Annotated in this window: 17 protein-coding genes; 7 read left to right on the top strand and 10 right to left on the bottom strand. The window is 46.6% G+C overall.

The window, feature by feature from the left end:
- Positions 1 to 138: 138 nt before the first annotated feature.
- The 4 genes from AC3RCI_RS24180 to AC3RCI_RS24165 all read right to left on the bottom strand — a co-directional run bounded on the left by AC3RCI_RS24180 (position 139) and on the right by AC3RCI_RS24165 (position 3,797).
- Entirely contained in the window at positions 139 to 624 is a 486-nt protein-coding gene (locus AC3RCI_RS24180) for a hypothetical protein (protein ID WP_492526745.1), read from the bottom strand.
- Positions 625 to 769: 145 nt separating this feature from the next.
- Positions 770 to 1,750 carry a glycoside hydrolase family 53 protein gene (locus AC3RCI_RS24175; RefSeq protein WP_397332805.1) on the bottom strand — a complete coding sequence of 327 codons (981 nt, stop codon included), beginning with the start codon at positions 1,748 to 1,750 and terminating at the stop codon, positions 770 to 772.
- A 292-nt stretch (positions 1,751 to 2,042) separates the two neighbouring features.
- Positions 2,043 to 3,080, bottom strand: a complete 1,038-nt coding sequence (locus tag AC3RCI_RS24170) for an acyltransferase family protein (RefSeq protein WP_492472022.1) — start codon at positions 3,078 to 3,080, stop codon at positions 2,043 to 2,045.
- Between the two features lie 489 nt (positions 3,081 to 3,569).
- Positions 3,570 to 3,797 carry a hypothetical protein gene (locus AC3RCI_RS24165; RefSeq protein WP_095292093.1) on the bottom strand — a complete coding sequence of 76 codons (228 nt, stop codon included), beginning with the start codon at positions 3,795 to 3,797 and terminating at the stop codon, positions 3,570 to 3,572.
- 249 nt (positions 3,798 to 4,046) lie between these two features.
- Here AC3RCI_RS24165 and ppk1 point away from each other — a divergent pair, with 249 nt between their 5' ends.
- Positions 4,047 to 6,128, top strand: a complete 2,082-nt coding sequence (gene ppk1, locus AC3RCI_RS24160) for a polyphosphate kinase 1 (protein ID WP_154896408.1) — start codon at positions 4,047 to 4,049, stop codon at positions 6,126 to 6,128.
- Here ppk1 and AC3RCI_RS24155 read toward each other — a convergent pair.
- Both AC3RCI_RS24155 and AC3RCI_RS24150 read right to left on the bottom strand, forming a co-directional pair.
- A complete protein-coding gene (locus AC3RCI_RS24155) occupies positions 6,088 to 7,614 on the bottom strand; it encodes a Ppx/GppA phosphatase family protein (RefSeq protein ID WP_492472021.1) in 1,527 nt (508 codons plus the stop codon). The two genes, ppk1 and AC3RCI_RS24155, sit on opposite strands and share 41 nt — an antisense overlap.
- 25 nt (positions 7,615 to 7,639) lie before the next feature.
- The gene (locus tag AC3RCI_RS24150; RefSeq protein ID WP_127538927.1) at positions 7,640 to 7,894 is read right to left on the bottom strand and encodes a hypothetical protein; all 255 of its coding nucleotides are present in this window, start codon (positions 7,892 to 7,894) and stop codon (positions 7,640 to 7,642) included.
- Positions 7,895 to 8,130: 236 nt separating this feature from the next.
- Between AC3RCI_RS24150 and AC3RCI_RS24145 the strand changes: the two genes are divergently transcribed.
- A complete protein-coding gene (locus tag AC3RCI_RS24145) occupies positions 8,131 to 8,790 on the top strand; it encodes a YheC/YheD family protein (protein ID WP_154896406.1) in 660 nt (219 codons plus the stop codon).
- 353 nt (positions 8,791 to 9,143) lie between these two features.
- Positions 9,144 to 9,287, top strand: a complete 144-nt coding sequence (locus AC3RCI_RS24140) for a sporulation histidine kinase inhibitor Sda (protein WP_017692430.1) — start codon at positions 9,144 to 9,146, stop codon at positions 9,285 to 9,287.
- A 21-nt stretch (positions 9,288 to 9,308) separates the two neighbouring features.
- Here the strand turns inward: AC3RCI_RS24140 and AC3RCI_RS24135 are convergent, their stop codons facing one another.
- Together AC3RCI_RS24135 and AC3RCI_RS24130 are read right to left on the bottom strand one after the other, a co-directional pair.
- A complete protein-coding gene (locus tag AC3RCI_RS24135; RefSeq protein WP_154896405.1) occupies positions 9,309 to 9,560 on the bottom strand; it encodes a hypothetical protein in 252 nt (83 codons plus the stop codon).
- A 74-nt stretch (positions 9,561 to 9,634) separates the two neighbouring features.
- Positions 9,635 to 10,609, bottom strand: a complete 975-nt coding sequence (locus AC3RCI_RS24130; RefSeq protein WP_218029840.1) for an NAD(P)/FAD-dependent oxidoreductase — start codon at positions 10,607 to 10,609, stop codon at positions 9,635 to 9,637.
- Between the two features lie 559 nt (positions 10,610 to 11,168).
- On the opposite strand from AC3RCI_RS24130, the gene AC3RCI_RS24125 reads away from it, so the two are divergent.
- Together AC3RCI_RS24125 and AC3RCI_RS24120 are read left to right on the top strand one after the other, a co-directional pair.
- The gene (locus tag AC3RCI_RS24125) at positions 11,169 to 12,362 is read left to right on the top strand and encodes an NAD(P)/FAD-dependent oxidoreductase (RefSeq protein WP_095361277.1); all 1,194 of its coding nucleotides are present in this window, start codon (positions 11,169 to 11,171) and stop codon (positions 12,360 to 12,362) included.
- Positions 12,359 to 12,616 carry a hypothetical protein gene (locus AC3RCI_RS24120; RefSeq protein WP_095361278.1) on the top strand — a complete coding sequence of 86 codons (258 nt, stop codon included), beginning with the start codon at positions 12,359 to 12,361 and terminating at the stop codon, positions 12,614 to 12,616. The genes AC3RCI_RS24125 and AC3RCI_RS24120 overlap by 4 nt, the downstream gene beginning before the upstream one ends.
- Before the next feature lie 95 nt (positions 12,617 to 12,711).
- Here AC3RCI_RS24120 and hemQ read toward each other — a convergent pair whose 3' ends face one another.
- A complete protein-coding gene (gene hemQ / locus AC3RCI_RS24115; RefSeq protein ID WP_154896404.1) occupies positions 12,712 to 13,458 on the bottom strand; it encodes a hydrogen peroxide-dependent heme synthase in 747 nt (248 codons plus the stop codon).
- A 253-nt stretch (positions 13,459 to 13,711) separates the two neighbouring features.
- Between hemQ and AC3RCI_RS24110 the strand changes: the two genes are divergently transcribed.
- Positions 13,712 to 14,005 (top strand): YuiB family protein, encoded by a 294-nt coding sequence (locus tag AC3RCI_RS24110; protein ID WP_095292079.1) that lies wholly within the window; start codon positions 13,712 to 13,714, stop codon positions 14,003 to 14,005.
- 360 nt (positions 14,006 to 14,365) lie between these two features.
- A complete protein-coding gene (locus tag AC3RCI_RS24105) occupies positions 14,366 to 15,901 on the top strand; it encodes a replication initiation and membrane attachment family protein (RefSeq protein ID WP_492526743.1) in 1,536 nt (511 codons plus the stop codon).
- Between the two features lie 166 nt (positions 15,902 to 16,067).
- Here AC3RCI_RS24105 and AC3RCI_RS24100 read toward each other — a convergent pair whose 3' ends face one another.
- Complete coding sequence (locus AC3RCI_RS24100; protein WP_492526741.1) at positions 16,068 to 18,824, bottom strand: endo-beta-N-acetylglucosaminidase; 2,757 nt, start codon at positions 18,822 to 18,824, stop codon at positions 16,068 to 16,070.
- Between the last annotated feature and the right edge of the window lie 25 nt (positions 18,825 to 18,849).

The following is an 18,849-nucleotide window of genomic DNA, read 5'->3' as shown; positions in this document are numbered from 1 at the left end:
GTTTAGCCATAAAACTAAAACGGACGCCGATCATTTCAATAGATCAGCGTCCGTTTCATTTATAATAGAGTTATGGATGTAGCTAATGCTGCAGCAAAAGAATTAAGTGTATGTTCGTTTTACCGGATTTTCGGCGGATTAGGTGATATCTGTGGGCTCCACAATGCTAGCCGTATCCATTCCATCAGCACCATCAACGGCATCGATGACACCCACGGCAAGAGTAGTCACTGCAGCCGCCGCCAGAAGATGCTTGGCACCAAGCTTCACTCGGTCCATATCTTCTTCTTTCATGCCTACGACAACATTCTTGCCACCGTTATATACATATTTGGCTGAAACGGCAACGCCCTTTGCCGTGTTGGTCACGGCATCTCCCAAATCGGCAAGTCCTGCCTCGACCGCAGCATCATCTTTTCGAATGGCACCGCTGGCCAGATCATATGTACCACTTGCTAATTGTCCCACCGTTTTCCCTGTGTTCATCGTAGCTTTCTCTACACCGTTGCCAACTTCCTTGATAAAGGGGCTGCCTGCGATCTCACCGACAACCCTTACGCTGCCGCCAACTACTTTGCCGGTAACTTCCCCTGCGAACTGCCCTAAATCTTTTAAAAAGCTCATCCCTAAACCTCCTCTAGAAACGATAAGTTCTCTTATAGCTTATTATATTCGTATGCATGCCAAAAAACCAACGGTGACAGCCCAGGCATCGTAAAAAAAGACACTGCCCCACCGGGGTCAGCGCCTTTTCACATACTCGACCGGGCTAGTCGATAAATCCTTCCATGACCACTGTCGGCATCATATTCGACTGCCAAGCGCCTTTGCCGTAACCACCGTTATACCCTGGAGTAGCTTGCGGCTCCCAGTAAAATACGCCTTTTCCTTTGCCGTTTGGCAGATTGCGGATTTGATTTTTCATGGCGGCCACGAAGCTTTTGCCTGCAGCAGCCTGGTTATTGTCCATGCCGATCTCGGAGATAATGATTTCTTTGCCGTAGCGATTGATCAGGTCTTTCGCATTGTTCACCGTGTTCGTCACCGCTGTGTTCCAGCCGGAAGCCGAAGGATAGAGGGACATGGCAATCATATCAAAGTTAGCCCCATTATTGATTAATCCACCAATATTCCATACATACAGTGCGTTATCGTCTCCGCCTGCCAGATGCACGATTGTTTTGGTTCCAGTGCTCATGGACTTGACGGCATTATGGCCCGTGTTCACCAGCCAAGCGTAATTTTTCATGTTCGTGGAAGCTTTGCCATCCTCCCATAACATGCCGTTGCTGGTTTCGTTACCGATCTGCACCCAGTCAGGCGTTACCCCTTTGCTCTGCATGGCCGTCATCACATCACGTGTATGATTCCATACCGCATCCATCAGCTGTTGGAAAGTATAATTTTTCCAGGCAGCCGGTTTGGTTTGTTGACCAGGGTCAGCCCAAGAATCACTATAGTGTAAAGTCAACATGACGCTCATGCCCGCATTCTTGGCCCGCTGTGCCAAAGCTGCGGCGCGATCCTTATTCATATATCCGTTGCCATAATCATTGGATGGATTAACGAACACCCGAATACGAACCGAATTGATCTGATAATCATTTTTCAAAATATCAATAATGTCACGCTGTACACCATTTTTGTCTTTCCACTTGTAACCTTGCGCTTCCATGCCCGGTACCCAACTGATATCTGCCCCTTTGGCGAAGCTGGGAGCTGCGCTGGCATGCTGACCTGCAGGCAGCATAATCGAAGTGAACAACAAAATGAGAACAAGGACAATTGAAGTTTTGTAACCCCTTACAAATCTGACCATTAAAATATTCCTCCCTGAATATTAGAATGAGTTGCAATCTAATTATAGGCGGGAGAACTGTGCCGCTACAGGGTTTATTTCCAATATTTTGGTTGTTTTTTAAACCATTCTTCTGATGGATTTATCGGAAATATGCAAGGAAGCTGCCCCGCACTGGGACAGCCTCTGATATGTTCTGTACTAAATGAGTGAGCACGGTTGTTCATAAGCAGCAGCTTCTGCTTCAGCTAACCGGTGTTGTCTGTGGCGATGGAGTGGGTACATGAGGTGTAACAGGACGTTTTTTGCGTTTGAGATAACGATTGGTGAAGCGATTTTCTATGACTTCATAAGAAATATGAGAGATTAAGGTTGCGATAATCAGACCGGCCACAAATGTGATGGTTACCAATACATAATCAGGCAGATTGAAGCGCGCCATAACACGCTGGAAGGGAAATAGGGCAAAGGGATGCAGGAGATAAAAGCTGTAACTTATCGTTCCGAAGTACTGGAAAAAGCGAGTACTCAACACATTCGATAAAACCCCATGTTCCTTGATGATCAGATAGAAGAAATATACGCCGAAGATGATGGAAAAATAAATATCCCCGAAGTATGTAGCCAGATAAATGATGATTAAAGCTAAGAGCGAGTGCAACTTGGAGGGGAGGAAATTAAACTTTTCACTAGCATAATAGGCCAGAACTCCTGTGAGAAAGAACAGTGCCCGCGGCATGCGAATGACGACAGCCAAGGTAATAGCAAGACCCAGTATGATTAAAAACCACTTCATGTATTTATTGTTTAAGGGTCTGAGTGATACGAAGAAAATGACGCTGACCAGGTAAAACGCAAATTCATAACTGAGTGTTCTTGCATTACGAACAGCTTCTTCAAGTGGAAAAACACCTGGAAGCATGAACAATCCATAAATGAAATTGAGAATGTATTCCGAAGCCGTCAAATTGGCCAACCAATCAAATTGGATCACAGGCCCTGCCACAAACATGATAACAAGCAAGGGGAGATACACAGGATAGATTCGTATGATGCGATTATAGACAAACTGTCCAATCTTCCCGTGTTTCACTAAACTCTGCACAATAAGATAACCACTAATCATGAAGAAAACATCAACACCGATTTCTGCCAAGACCAAGGTAGCGTGCTCGTTCATGGTAAGGTAACCGCCGTTAATCGACATGGATATAACATGTCCGACAAAAACCATTAGTGCACATAATCCACGCAGCCCGTGAATTGTATGGTTCTTACTCACGTCTACACCATCTCCAATTTATAAAATGATTATTTGTCTATTGAGGCAAGCGTATCGTGTATGTATTAACAACCCACCTTTCGTTACAGCCTTTGAAATACAACCAAGGGTTAACAGCCAGTGTGTTCCGATTTATGATACATAATGTATCATTGTGTTATTTGAATCATAACACTTGATAAATTAATTGACAATAAGTTAAGAAAAATTTGAAAATTTCATTTTCTTTTCATTTCATTCTATTCGCTCCTACCCAAAAAAGGACAAATAAAAAAAGCCGTCCGAAGACGGCTTTTCTACCCGTGGCGCTTTTTAAAACCTTGATCCGTATCCCGCGCCTCCACCAGTCTCATTTAATTTGAGCTAGTGGATCGGGTAAGGGACACGTTCAACATGTGATTAGAAATGTTGACGCACCTCCTTTCCTTGTGGCAAGAGTATACAACACCTGGTTTCGGAAAGCTAGTCTTTTTTTCGTATCAACGCAAATTATTTTTCGGTCTGGAACATCGTCATATCTCGTGCATAATGACTCTTCGTTCCGTTCTCGTTACGGATACGCACGCTGTCTTCGCTGATCCGCTCGACAATCCCGCGACCCACTTCGCAATATACACCAGCCGGGTCTTCTTGCCATGCCGTTACGACACACTGGGACAGGGCAGCGGTGAAAAACTCTATATTTTTTTGTAACGTTCTAGGTTTATTTGATTTCATTATATACTCCTTTAATAACGACGTATTTGGAAGAAGAACAGCAACCGGACCAAATCGCACTGTACCTCACTTTACTCTGTCTACTGCACTTTGTAAAGGGATGGAAAAAGTTATCGTCATGAGGTATCATTTACATAAATTTTACACTGCTTTTACACTGCGATGACGCTTGTATCCAATCACGGATAGTACAATTATAGTAGAACCAACTAAACAAGGATTGATATGCAACACATTCGGAGGCCATACATGCATAGAGATATTAAAACAGGCAACTATGTTAACCGTGACTTAAGCTGGGTTGAATTTAATCGTCGTGTGCTTCAGGAGGCGCAGGATTCTACCACACCTCTATTGGAACGGTTGAGATTTCTCGGAATTGTAGCCAGTAATCTGGACGAGTTCATGAGTGTAAGGGTAGCAGAGACAAAAGAGAAAATTAAAGCAGGATTTACCCAAAAGGATTTCACAGGATACACCCCGTCCGGTTTATATCGGAGATTGATCAAACGAACAGGTGCCATGGTGGCTGAGCAATATAAAACCTATCGGGAATTGATTCGCCTGCTCGCCAAAAAGGGAGTTGTTCTACAAGAGTATAACGAGCTTAATGGAACACAGCAACGGGCAATGGATCAATATTTCCATGATATTATTTTCCCTGTATTGACACCCATGGCCGTGGATCAGAGCCGTCCATTTCCACTGGTGCATAATAAATCGGTCTATCTCGCCGTGATGCTTCAGAAGGAAGAGGAGCAGGAGGATGAACCGTTTTTTGCGATCGTTCAGGTCCCCTCGAATCTGCCGCGTGTCGTTCCCGTACCTCTGCGTGCAAACAGCAAAAAGAAAACATTCATATTAATAGAAGATTTGATTAAACATCATACACATACCCTGTTTAGCGGATATATTCCGCTGGCTGTGCAGGAATTCAGGCTGACCCGTAACGCGGACCTTTCCATTAATGAAGAGGAAGCGGAGGATTTGCTGGAAGCCATCGAGAAGGAATTGCGGCGTCGTCGCCGGGGAGCTCCGGTCCGGCTGGAAGTGCGTAAGGATTTTCGTGCGGATGCACTGCTTGAATTGCAGGAGGAATTCGAGATTCAGGATCCGGTATATGAAATTGATGGTCCGCTGGATCTGAGTTTCCTGGCTGGATTTGTAGACAGCATCGAAGGCTTCTCTCATTTGAAATATAGCCCGGTTCAGCCGGTGTATCCACCGGAATTTTTACCGCGGGAGAGCCATTTTGAACTGCTGCGCAAACGGGACGTACTTGTTCATCATCCTTATGAATCATTCGAACCAGTTACTGATTTTGTCCTTGAGGCATCGGAAGATCCACGAGTCATGGCAATCAAGATGACATTGTACCGGGTAAACGGGGATTCACGTCTCATTCCGGCACTGGCTCATGCAGCAGAGAGTGGCAAACAAGTGACCGTTGTAGTGGAGTTGAAGGCACGCTTTGATGAAGAACGCAACATCGCGTGGGCGCGCAAGCTGGAAAAGGCAGGATGCCACGTTGTATATGGGTTGGTCGGTTTGAAGACCCATGCAAAAATTATTCTTGTTGTGCGCAGGGAACAGAATGGCTTAAGACGTTATGTGCACGTTGGAACAGGCAATTATAACGAGAGTACGGCGAAGGTTTACACTGACGTAGGACTGTTCACCTCCAATCCGATCATTGGTGAAGATGCATCGGAGCTCTTTAATGAAATAACCGGTTATTCGGGACCGAAGGCCATGCAGGCTTTCCGCGTTGCTCCGGATGGCATGAAAGATGAACTGTTTTCACTCATACGGAGGGAGACAGAGCATGCACTTAAGGGGAAACGGGCCCGCATTATTGCCAAAATCAACTCGTTATCTCACCAGGATATGATTGATGAATTATATGTTGCATCCCAGGCAGGTGTACAGATCGATTTAATTGTCCGCGGGGTGTGCTGCCTTCGCCCAGGTGTTGAGGGACTCAGCGAAAATATTCGGGTGATTAGTATCGTGGATCGATTTTTGGAGCACTCTCGCCTGTTTTACTTTGAGAATAGCGGGAACCCGGATGTATATATCTCCAGTGCAGACTGGATGACCCGGAATCTGAAACGGAGAATTGAGCTGATGTGCCCGGTATTTGATCCGTCACTCAAGAAGATGCTTGTCGACATCCTGAATCTGTCCCTAAATGACAATGTGAAGGCAAGGGAATTGATGCCTGGGGGCAATTATGTCTTTGTGGAAAACGAAAAGCCCCCGCTGAGAAGTCAGACGGAGGCAATGGGCATTATTCCTTGGAAGCCTGCAGAGTGGAGTATGTCAACTTAACGTCCCAAGCTTCTTCCAGATCCTTGGAGGCCTCTTCCAGGCCATGCATTTCCAGTAACGGCTCGGCTGAGCAGATGAGTTTGATCTGCAGCGAGCCGTTTTCTTTGGTTACACGTATCGCAGAGACTCGCTCCGAACGATGAATGGCCTCGGCTATGCGCAAGATGGAGCCCAATCGGTGAGCGTGCCGTTCATCGGAATCCTTCAGAATGTCCCGGTGCTTATTCAGCAGCTGGGGCGTTCTTTTTTTGGGATGATAATCGGCTGCGATAGCTGTCAGCACGGTCTCCCGGTGGGAAAGTCCGTATATGCCCGCATTCATAATCCAATACGCCGAGTGCTGGGGATAACGGAAATAATTGATCTGTTTTCCTGCCCCATGAAGCATGCAGGCGGTATACAGGATTCGTGCATCTGCTGGCTTGGGTGCGTCCCCATCCAATGCCTCATAGAGCACGGTTGCATCCTGATGGATTCGTTTCAGCTTCTTCTCGGGAACTGGCGGGCCAAAATGAATGAAGTTGCGGATGCTGTCCTCCAGTGCAGTAGGAGAGGCTGGCCGGTGCGGGGCCATCAGATCACGCAAAATGCCGTCACGCAATCCTGCTCCGCTTACGACATAACGATCTCCCTGAAGAATGTCGAAGACTGTTCTGAGAATCAGAACACCGGGCACAATGATGTCAGCACGATCCTTCGCCAGACCAGGGACCTTTTTGCGCTGACCTGATGTGAGATAAGGCAGTGATTTGGCCAGGTTTTCCATGGCTGAAGCGTTGATCTCGTAGTGGTGAGTTACGGGTAACGAGTATTGTGTTCTTTTTTGCTCAATTTTGGCCAGAGTACGCATGGTACCTCCAAGACCGATGAGCGGAAGACCTGGATGCTGACGGACCCAATCCTGATCCTTCAGTGCCTGAATGACATCATTACACAGCGCAGCAACATTTGCTTCAGACCAGGAATCCTCCCCGCCATACCTGGCATGCGAGTTTACGGCACCAATGGGCAGTGAGATACTGTGGAGTCTTTTGCGATCCCGGAATACGGTTACTTCCGTACTGCCGCCACCGATATCCACGACATAGCCATCCTGCAGATCAATGGACTGAATAACCCCAAGAAAGCCGTAATACGCTTCCTGATCTCCGGAGGCACATTCAATCTCAAGTCCAGTCTCCTCTTCAAGCCAGCCAATGATCTGAGCAGCGTTGCGTGCATTGCGAATGGCAGCTGTAGCCGCAGCACGAATGACTTTCGTTTGGAATGCGTCACAAGTAGCCTTGAATTGCTGCAAGACGGTGATGGCCTGTTCCAGCGAATGACGTAGGATCTGGCCATCCTCTTCAACCACGTTGCTGAGGCGCGCAGCATATTTATCTTCATGAATGATCCGGTAGGCTCCTTCATGATCCAATTCGTAAATGACGAGACGAATGGAGTTGGAGCCAATATCGATAATGCCGAGAGTTCCTTTTGAGTTCATATGCATCTCCTTCTAGACAGGTATTCTACCCAAGCTGCAGCAGGGCAGCCATGGCTTCCGGTGAACCTGGAGGGGTGGAGGAGAAGGGCGTGGTCAGCATTACCACAATAATGAAGACAATGAAACAGGCAAACAGTATGCAGCTTACGGCAAAACCGCGATTGCGTTTCTTCATAAACAGCCGAATACCTGTAACGAAAAGAAGTACTGTGACGGCGACCAGCACGATGGACATTGCGACATAGGCTACGCCATACAGTGATTTGAAAAATGCTTCCATATTTTCTGAACGCTCCTTAGATCCTCATATTTAAGCCTTTCCATTACATTCCTTAGTAGCATACGACAGATTGATGCGTTTGAAAAGTGAACCAGGCGTGTGTGCCTTTCTATAAACAAGCCTATAGACACTTCTTGCGGAAAAGGGGCAACCGCCTTGGACAGACATCCAAGAGGGGACGGCTTCTGTTGAGTATGTATATGGAAGGACCATTGTTCAGGAAAGGAGATCAACCCATGTCAAGACAGCTTGCAAGCAAATGGCTGAAGACGGCGGCACTGATAAAATATCCGATAGCAGCTGTCCATATCCCGCAGACGATGGCATTTAATTCAAGAAATCTGCTGCACATGCTCAGCCGTTATGGAATGGTGTATATCAAACCTGTAGTCGGTGGCGGAGGTTATGGTGTTATCAGGGTATCCACAAGCGGGGGGAACTACCGCTATACGCATATGAAAGTTACACGTACATTTACCAACTACGGCCAGATGTATCGCTCGCTGGTACGGATTAAAGTCAGACGGAGATACCTGATCCAACAGGGAATTCATTTGGCAACGATACAAGGCAGGCCTGTGGATTACAGGGTGAAAGTCGTCAAAACCGAGCGAGGCTGGGTTTTCCGTTCCATGGTAGGGCGCTTGGCTCGTCCCGGATTGTGTGTAACCAATCTGAGCAAAGGCGGGACGATGCTGCAAGGCAGAAGGGCACTTGGGTTATCCCTCCCTCATATATCCACCAGACATAAACGCCGGGAGATGCGTTCATTGACGTTGACATGCACTCAGATTATGGAAAGGCATTTTCCAGGTGTAGGTCAACTCGGTTTCGATTATGGGCTCGATCACTCCGGGAAGATATGGATTTTGGAAGTGAACACCAGACCCCAATAAAAATAGTGGGAAAATATAAAAAAAACCAAAATTACACCGATAAACATATAGAGAAAATATTCTGGAAAACGTTTGAAATGAAATGTAATTGGGTAATTTACTCGCAATACGTCTTAAAACTATGAGTTGAAGCTAAAAAAAATTCTCTCACATTCGTTCTAATAGAAACGTTACGATCCTGTGCATAAGTAATGTCCACATTATCCACGTTGCTTAATCAACATTTTTACCATTTATCAACAACCTATGCACAGGATTTCCACAAAACCTTGTGGATAACAGAACGCTTGTTCTCTTTATAAATCTCTGATATGATAGTTTTGAGGAAAAAAAAGGAAAGGTTGTGGCGGGAAATGGCTATGTTATCCGATGAGATGTTATTGGATTCCTACCATAAGGCGATTGAGCTTAATCTCGAGAGAGATTTCATCGCGCTGCTATTGGCAGAAATCCATAAGCGCAAACTGGGTACCGACGTATCTGCCATTCTTCACTAGAGATCCTCATTGCAGGCAATGTTACAGGTTTCCGGACATGTCCCATTGTGCTACAGACCAGAGGGTGCTGGTATGACAATGGTGACAGTACAACATATGCATGCAACCGTTTTCGTTTCCGTCTTCCTCTATCATGGAATTCTGTAACGAATAGGGGCTGTACGGTCCGGTGTAATCTTCCAATTTGCCGCATTCTGACAGTCCCTGAAGGCAGTGGGGACAAGCCTGCTCCGGTACAACCAGACCGTTACACAGCGGGCATATATAAGACAAGGGTATCCCTCCTGATATTGAATGTTCAGGAGTAAGATACCCTTTTTTGTACCTTTTATGTGATTCGCGTAAAACTATCGTTTCATGTTGCTGCTGTGTCCTGGGGACAACTTTGCATCCGGATCGAAGTAAACCTTCGCGTTGTTAACAGCGGTTGGTGCTTCACCAAACCCAACAGCGATCAGCTTCAGCTTGCCTGGATATGTTGTAATATCCCCGGCGGCAAAAATGCCTGGAATGGATGTTTCCATACGGGAGTCAACAACGATGGAGTTGCTATCAATTTCAATACCCCACTCGGCAATAGGCCCGAGCGATGATACAAATCCAAAGTTGACGATCACGGCATCAACGTCAATTTCTTGTGTTTCTTTGGTTTTGACGTGTGACAGCGTGACTTTGGTAATAGCTTCATCCCCGTGCAGTTCTGTAATCTCCGTAGGCGTAACCACGTTGACTTTGGAGTTCATCAGGTTCTCCACACTGTGCTCATGTGCACGGAATTTGTCACGACGGTGGATCAGGGTTACTTGTTCTGCGATTGGTTCCAGCATAAGTGCCCAGTCTACGGCAGAGTCACCGCCACCACTGATGAGTACTTTTTTGCCGGCAAAAGCGTTCAGATCACTGATGAAGTAATGCAGGTTTGATTTTTCGAACTTGGCTGCACCTTCAAGTTCCAGGCGACGTGGTTCGAAAGCACCGACACCGGCAGTGATGATTACAGCTTTGGCATGATATTCGTTTACATCGGTTTTAACGATGAAATGACGCTCGTCCAGTTTTTCAACGGATACTACTTTCTCCTCAAGACGAATATTCGGGTTAAAGTGACTCATCTGCTCAATCAGATTGTTTACCAGTTCCTGAGCCGTCACTTTGGGGAACCCTGCAACGTCATAAATGTATTTTTCGGGATACAGCGCAGCCAATTGTCCGCCAAGTTGTGGCATGCTTTCAACCAGAGTAACGGATGCCTGACGCATCCCTCCGTAAAATGCGGCAAACAGACCCGCAGGGCCGCCACCAATAATAAGTAAATCGGTCATGTCATGACCGGCAGTTTGTGCAGTCAAGAATCAACAACACCTTTCTTATTTTAATAGGTAGTTAACAGAAATAATGTAGCCGGATACCTCATGTAGCCAGCGTTTGTTGCTGAACTGTCTTTCTCATTATAAACGGTGTAAACTGGGTTGCAAAGTTGGTAACGGGACTAACATGGGAACAATTGATGAAGATCAGGTGAGAATAGGATGAAATTGGAAATGAAAGGTTATGAAAGATAACAAAAAAAACCTTGATATTTACCAGAAATACAGATATTCTTGACCTGTACTATGTGTTTTTTTGTCTAAAAAAAAGCCAATTTGTAAAACGAAGACAAGACCTGTAATTTGTTGATTCTTGTGTATAATTTCACAACTTTAATTGGACATGTACATACAAAATATTCAAATAAATTCGTGAAGTTAACATTTGTCGTCATATGGATAAGACCTCATCCATATTTTGTAGTAAGTACTACAGCTGAAGTATGCTACCCGAATGAAGATACAAAATGTTGTAAAAGTAGATGATGTGAGTGAAACCGGAAGGGGTTAAGACATGAGCAGCATTCCCAAAATCGTCATTCTCGGCGCGGGCTATGGCGGGATTTTAACAGCCCAGCGGCTGCAGAAGGAATTAAATTATAATGAAGCCGACGTCACATTGGTGAATCGGCATGATTATCACTATATTACAACACACCTACATATGCCAGCAGCCGGTACGGATTCGATTGAGCATGCGAGGGTGCCGATTTCCAAGCTGATTGATGAATTCAAGATTGATTTGGTCAAGTCGTCGGTGAAGGAGATACGACTGCAGGATCGCAAGGTCATTTTGGAAGATGGAACGTTATCTTATGACTATCTGATTATTGGACTCGGCGGTGAACCGGAGACCTTCGGTATTCCGGGCATGCTGGATCATGCCATGACCATTCGCAGCATCAACTCGGTACGACTCATTCGTGAGCATATCGAATATCAGTTTGCCATGTACAAAAACGATAACAAACGTAACCGCATTCGTTTTGTAGTGGGCGGAGCAGGTTTCAGCGGAGTTGAGTTTGTGGCGGAGCTTGCTGACCGCATTCCGCAGTTGTGCAAGGAATTCGACGTTAATCCCAAAAATGTTCATATTTACAACGTAGAGGCAGCGCCTTCAGCCCTGCCTGGCTTCGATCCGGAGCTGGTAGAGCATGCAATGAATGTGCTCAAGAAGAAAGGCGTAACCTTCAAAATCGGTGTTCCGATCAAGCAATGCTTGCCGGATGGTGTCATTGTGGGTGAAGGTGAAAAAATTGATGCTGCCACGGTGGTATGGACCGGTGGAATCCGCGGTAACGCGCTGCTTGAACAGGCTGGCCTCGAAGTGATGCGCGGCCGGGTAAAAGTGGACGAATATTTGCGAGCTCCGGGACATGAGCATGTCTATGTTATTGGTGACAATTCACTCGTATTTAACGGGGAAGGACGTCCATATCCACCAACAGCCCAGATTGCCATGCAGCAAGGTGTGAACTGCGCCAAAAACGTTGTCGCTGCCATTCGCAAAAAACAGCCACAGCCCTTTGTGTTTACCAGCAAGGGAACGGTTGCTTCGCTCGGTAAAGGGGAGGCCATTGCTGTGGTTGGGGGTAAAAAATACAAGGGCTGGAAAGCTGCCCAGCTGAAGAAACTGGTGGATCTCCGGTATTTGTTCATCATCGGTGGAATCCCGCTTGTGCTGAAGAAGGGGCGGTTTTTTGGATGAGACATTGCAGTGTTCAAGTTCGCGGCCTGCTTACGCGTGATGAGCTGGATCGTTATAACGCCCTGATGCAGGTAGGTGGTTATCTGGAGGAGCAGAACCAGTATGACCTGGCTTATATTGTGCAAAAGGAAGTGGACATTCTTATCCTGCCTGCAATTGAGCGGTTGAAGGAAAAGGGACGGGATCGTGACCGGGCCACGGCCGAGTTTCTGGAATCCCTCAAGGCAATGGAAGAAGAAGAGGACCGGGACTAATTCGGAGTTTGAACATTTCTGAATAAAATGAATACCATAAAAAAAGCACCGATGACTCTCCCCTTGGGGAGTGTCATCGGTGCTTTGTGTTTTACTTACAGTTTCAACATGTCTTCCAGCGAACCTTCGCCCAGCAGGCTTCCCACATAGAACGAACCGAATTCGCCATAACGAGCGCTAACTTCATCAAACCGCATTTCGTAAACCAGTTTTTTGAACTGGAGTGCATCGTCTGCAAACAGGGTAACGCCCCATTCCCAATCGTCGAAACCAACGGATCCGGTAATGATCTGTTTAACTTTACCCGCATAGCTGCGACCAATCATGCCATGGCTGCGCATCATGCTGCGGCGTTCGTCCATGGACAGCATATACCAGTTGTCGGCCAAGTCGCGTTTTTTGTTCATTGGGTAGAAGCAGATGTACTGACGCTGCGGCAATACCGGCTTGAGACGTGCAACGATTTCCGGGTTTTGCATCGGATCTTCGCCTTCTTTGCCAAGATAGTTGCTCAGTTCCACGACGCTGACGTAGGAATACGATTTGGTAGTGTATTGTGCAAACATCGTTTTGTTGAACGCGTTCTCGACGGCCTTGAGGTCCTCAAGTGTTTCACGCAGGTGCATCATGACAAGGTCAGCCTTTTGGCCGACTACAGTATAGACCACAGTGCTTCCTTTTGAGGAATCTTCGACATCCTTCCATTCTTTCCAAAACTCCTGAAGCTCGTCCAGTGCTACGGCACGTTCCTCGTCATCGGCTGCTTTCCAAGCGGCCCAGTTAATTGAGCGAAAGTCATGCAGGGCATACCAGCCCTCCAGTGTTGATGCAGCTTCGTTCATTGGTTCTGTTCCTCCTGCAGTTTATATTTCCAAATCCCATGAGGGACGGTTAAGAAAAACTATATCGTTTACATTGTATCCCAACACCGAGCACAAGGGCAAATGAAGAGAACATGAATATAGGAGGATTTATCCAGAAAGTTCGTTGCTTCGCCACATTTTTTGCGGTACACTATCTACTAGCCAGAGAAGAAAATACAGTAAGTTATGCAAAATAAGCCCTTAGTTCATAAGAAGAGGTGAACGTCACCCGATGCAGTTTATACCTGTGCTGGTATTAATGGTGTTATTTTTCGTGATGATGTTTGGGATCGGTTTCATTCTGAATATGTTGATGAAGACTACCTGGTTTCCTTCTTACCTGTTCATCATTGTAATCCTGCCTGTCGTGGTGTATTCCTTGTGGGATCACACGGCTTCACTGATGACCCATCTGGGCTCGTTCCAGATCGTCGATTATCTGACCGGTGTGGCTGGGCTCGCAGGCGCAATAATCAGTGGTTGGACCATTCGCAAACTTCGACTGGGCGGGTATAAAATGTTTTAACCGGCTGAGCTTCATATCTTGCCCTGACTGCCATGGCTAATGGAAACAAAGAGTCTTGCCTTTCTCGTAACCGCTTACGCGAGCAAAGGGAGGGCTTTTTGTCATATGTAATGAAAATAGACATAAACGAACCGCTGAGCTGCATACACATGTGGATAACCATTTCTAAATAGTTTCACTTGTTTTATATGGCTGGAGCTTTTATAGTATTCTAGCAACTCTGCGAAAACGTGAATGCTGTCGACCTAGGACGAAACGGAGCGAGAACAGGCCATCTTTTTACCTGTTTTTGAACATTTGAAGATCAGGCATTTATGATAGAATAGATAAACACACTTTTGGGGAGAAGGAGATCAAGCCATGCGCATGAAGAATTTGCTGCATTACACTGAACATCATCGCTACTGCGTATACAGGGAGTTTGGACTTAGTGCTCTGGACGACCGTATGCTTACCGGGGCATATCAGCCCATGGTAGGTGCTTTCGCAATTGGCTTGTATCGGCTGTTGTTTCAGCATCTTCCCGGTGAACAGGTCGGTTACTCACCCCTTGAACAGCAGCGAAAATTGTTCATGACACTTGGACTCGAGCCCAGTGAAAAGGGCCGCAAGTATTTGGTGGAGCAGGCTTCCAAGCTGGAAGCGGTCGGATTGCTTCAGACGTCGCGCCTTTACATTCCGGAGAATGATGATTACATCTATGAATATGAGCTGCAGCCACCGCTGTCACCGGCAGAATTCTTCCGTACACAGCATTTGACACTGCTGCTTCGTGACAAGATTGGCAAGTTTGCTGTTCTCTCCCTGCGTTCGGGATTTTCGGCAGTAGAGAACGGGGACGCACCTTATCCTGCGGCGAGTAAAGAAAATATCTCGGTTCCTTTTTACGATATATTCGAACTGAATACGCATGTGATAGATTACGAGCTGGAGCAGGCGCTCTCGGAAGTATCCACATCCGCTCAGCGGAATGGGACAAGTGTCGCGGCGGAAGAGCTTACGTTAAACTACGCCGACATTATTTTGCGTTTTCCGCGCGAGTCAGTGAACCGTCGTCATGTGGAAAAACTCCGGTTTGATCATGAGCAGCTGGGCATTGTGAATTATGTGGTAAATAAGTTCAATCTCAGTGTGCAGGACGTGTGCCGTTTACTGGATGAGGATGATATTTTCAGTCCGCAAGGACAGCTGATGTTGGACGATCTTCAGCATAAGGCAAGCTTGCAGTTCCGTCAGACGAAGAAACGTCAGGAGCAGCAGACCGTACAGGCAGCCAAAGTGGTCGCACTGAGGCAGCATCTGGACGAGCCTGAGCAGCAGAGCGATTCCGGGGAACCCCCAGTGGAACATGTGGTGCAGATGGAATACTATGTGGAGGTTCCACCGCAGTTTGCAACCAAATGCGATATTCACCAATACAATATGATGCTTCGTAACGAACCATATACACGGCTTTTACAGACGTTTTTCCCAGGAGCCGTCCCTGATAATCTGGTCGATATCTTTGAGAAAATTGATCTGAGCTATAAGCTGCCTGGTGAAGTCATTAATGTTCTTATCCATTACTTGATGCAGCTCCTTGTGTCAGGCGGAGAACAGCGGATTAACCGTAATTTCGTTGAAGCGATCGCTTCCAATATGCTGCTGAAGCAGGTCAATTCATATGAGAAGGCAGTCCAATATATTCGTGACCAGGCCAAGGTAAAAGGCAAGCAGGCTGCTGGTGCAGCCGGAACCCGTTCCCGTACATACGGCAAAGGAGCCAAAGCCAAACCCGAAATCCCGATTGTTCAGGATGTTGCCGCTGAAAGCGATGGAGTATCCGAGGAAGAGTTCGAAGAGATGATGCGATTTGCCCAGCAGATGCAGGCGAGCAAGCAAAAAGGAACTTCATAAATATAGTACTATTTTCACTAAAGACAAAAGGCGAGCCCCTTATTAAAAGGAGCTCGCCTTTTTGCAAGTAATACAGTCTAGGGTTACACTATTTGGAACATTCTAATGACCGATCTTATCTTGACTTATATCCTTAGCAAGGTTAACCGTTAACCTGCTGAAATGGCTATCTTAAGATGGTCGTTGCTTTATTGCCGGCATAATCTTCGATCACGAGCTTGAGCGAGCTGCTGCTGGAAGCTGGTGTGAAGGTCATCTCACTCAGCTTGGTTCTTCCCCGGATAATATACGGGAATTTTTGCGTAACGTAAGTCACCCCGAATTCGCGAGGTACTTCATTTTCGTAAACATAGATCTTGTACCAGTCCTCCAGATCAGGCAGGGCGAGGGTGTATTTTCCATCATTTACCGTAACCTTTTCCTTCGCGTATGGTGTAATCTGATGATCAGCCAGTTGTCCAGTCAATGTAACTGGTTGCTGCTTGCCTATGGCAATGTTGAGCACGTAGTGTTCACCATTTGTTGGCAATCCCGTCAGGACAGCTGAAGATTTTCCTTTCTTGACCTGAACGGTCTTTGTGAAAGGTTCATTCGTATATTCGGTTTGCAGGGTGAGCTCGATCGCTTCCTTGCCTTTGGTTTTCTTAGGGTATTTCCAGCTGACAGTGGCGTCGCCCTGTTTGTTAAATTTCACTTGGATATCCTGAACGGCTGCATCCAAATTATAGGACAGGGTTGCAGGCTCACTCTCACGGCCATCTGCGCCTACGGCACGGATGGACAGCTCACCAGAGCGATTCTTCAAAGATTTAATGTAATAGGTGGAATCATATATTCCGCCAACATAGGATCCATTTTCATATAAATTGTATTGCTTAACCTTCGAATAGTCTTCCATATCCCATTCCACAACAAGTTCATCTGTATTGGTCAGAGACTTGGCGATGTGGAAACCTGTAGGAGTATCTGGTTTGGCCGCAGATCCATCGAAGATACGGATTTCACCGATGTTCATCTGATAATCTTCAATTGTGTTTCCATTTGGGTCAAATACCAGTCCGAAAGCCGCAATGTTTTGGCCCGCATAGGCACTCAAATCCAGGGAAGCTGTTGTCCAGCCTTTCGTTTGTTTGCCTGAATTCGGAACATTGACTTTGACCACATGGGATGGATCATCTTCGAGAATTAAACCGACTTGCAGGGTGGACTTATCGCTCTTCGATGGTTTGTTATAAGTGAGTTCCAATGTAGACTTCGCATTAACCGACAGATCCGTTTTATACAGACGCAGGAAGTTCTCCGCGTTCAGATCACCGTTAACGACAAGAGAGCTGCCGCCATTGAAGGCCCCAATGGCATCGTACTGGTAACGGGCACCTTTTTCATAGGTTGGGCCATAGTCAAAATCAACACTCAGCTTGTCCCCTTCACTATCCATCCACCACTGCCAGGTGACAGGGATGTCCTGGATGTTGATGTTGGACCATTCGGTATCATTGGATACTTTCCCGTTTTCATAATACTGCAGACCATGTCCGGTATTGAAGTTCGTAGCAAAGTTTGAACCATGAACGACGGAACGTTCCGTAAGGTAGGCGGCTATGCCGTCCCAATTGGCGCCAGAAGCGTAGACATCCGACAGATCAACCGATGCATTGCGGCGGGCTTCGGTAGGATCCTGATTCGGTCCAGACCACCAGGCACGATCGCGTACAAAGGTCATCCACTGATACTCGTCTTCAGCCCTGTGATTGGTGCTTCCATCGCCCATCTCTTCGTCAAGGGCATTATGGGTAAAATCTGCACCGAGCGTTGCTATGCTGTTCATCGGCTGACCGTTCTCATTCAAATTGTTGCGCAGGTCATAGAGCTGTTTCCACCGTCCAAACCGGTCATGGCCGCCTTCAACGCCGGCAAAGACGGTTTCCAGTGGATCCAGGCCAAGGCTGAAGGCATGATCACGTGAATCCTGCAGCATCTCATGGTTCCAGACATAATTCAGAAAAATGGAATCCGAAACCCTGCCGAGAGCCGTATCCTGTACGAAGGGGCTGTTGAGTTCGTTAAACTCATTCTGATATTGTATCTGTCCTGTCGTATTAATGGTTGAGTCATACCACTGAACATAGAGACCCTGATCTCTTAAATATTTCATGAATTTTTTGTAGGATGGAATGTCTTCAGGCGCAACGCCCCTCGCTACCTCTTCCTGATTGAAGAAGTATCCATCATAATTATAGTACTTGGCCATCTCGGCCAATTTGACAGCGACCGGGAAATTGCCGTCTTCATCCTGTACGAGCATCTGCTTGTACGTTTGGGGACCACGGTCATTGTCAGAGAAGAAAATGTTGGCAATGGAACGAACGCCGTTTTTATGCGCGGCATTGGTGTAAGCCGGGTTCGGAATGTTCAGAATACCGAACTCGAAATATCGCTCTGTCCACTCCTTGTTCGGGTCATACAGCTCTTCTGGCACTCCGGCAGAAGCCATGCCATGCCAGTAGCTGTAATAGTCTGTATATTGCCAATAATTAAACAGATACTGGCTGAATTCGTTCGTATAAGGGGTACTATCGAAGAACGCATTGCCGTAGTCACCACTCATCGTAAAGAGTTGGGTATCCGGACTAAGTTCGGGGTAGGCCTGTGTGGCGGCAAAAGCATCATTTCGCGGCTGTAAAGGTACATGTGCACGGAGCAGTTCTCCATAGATGTCACTCTCGGGTGTCCAATTCAGAATCTGTGCAGAGGTGTAGCCATGCTGATAAGGCTGATTGGCGCCTTTGGCACTGTCACCTGTGTAGGGAAGTGTATCCCCTGCATAGACAGATGAGGCGACCAACTGGCCGACCAGGGCTGATGTGATGGCCAGTGCAGTTACCTTGGGAATGATGCCTTTCGGTTTGAGTTTGCTTGTCATGCTGTTCCTCCTTCAAGTGGACTGA

The organism is Paenibacillus sp. MT124 (assembly GCF_058792755.1).
This window is presented reverse-complemented; position numbering and strand designations above follow the sequence as displayed.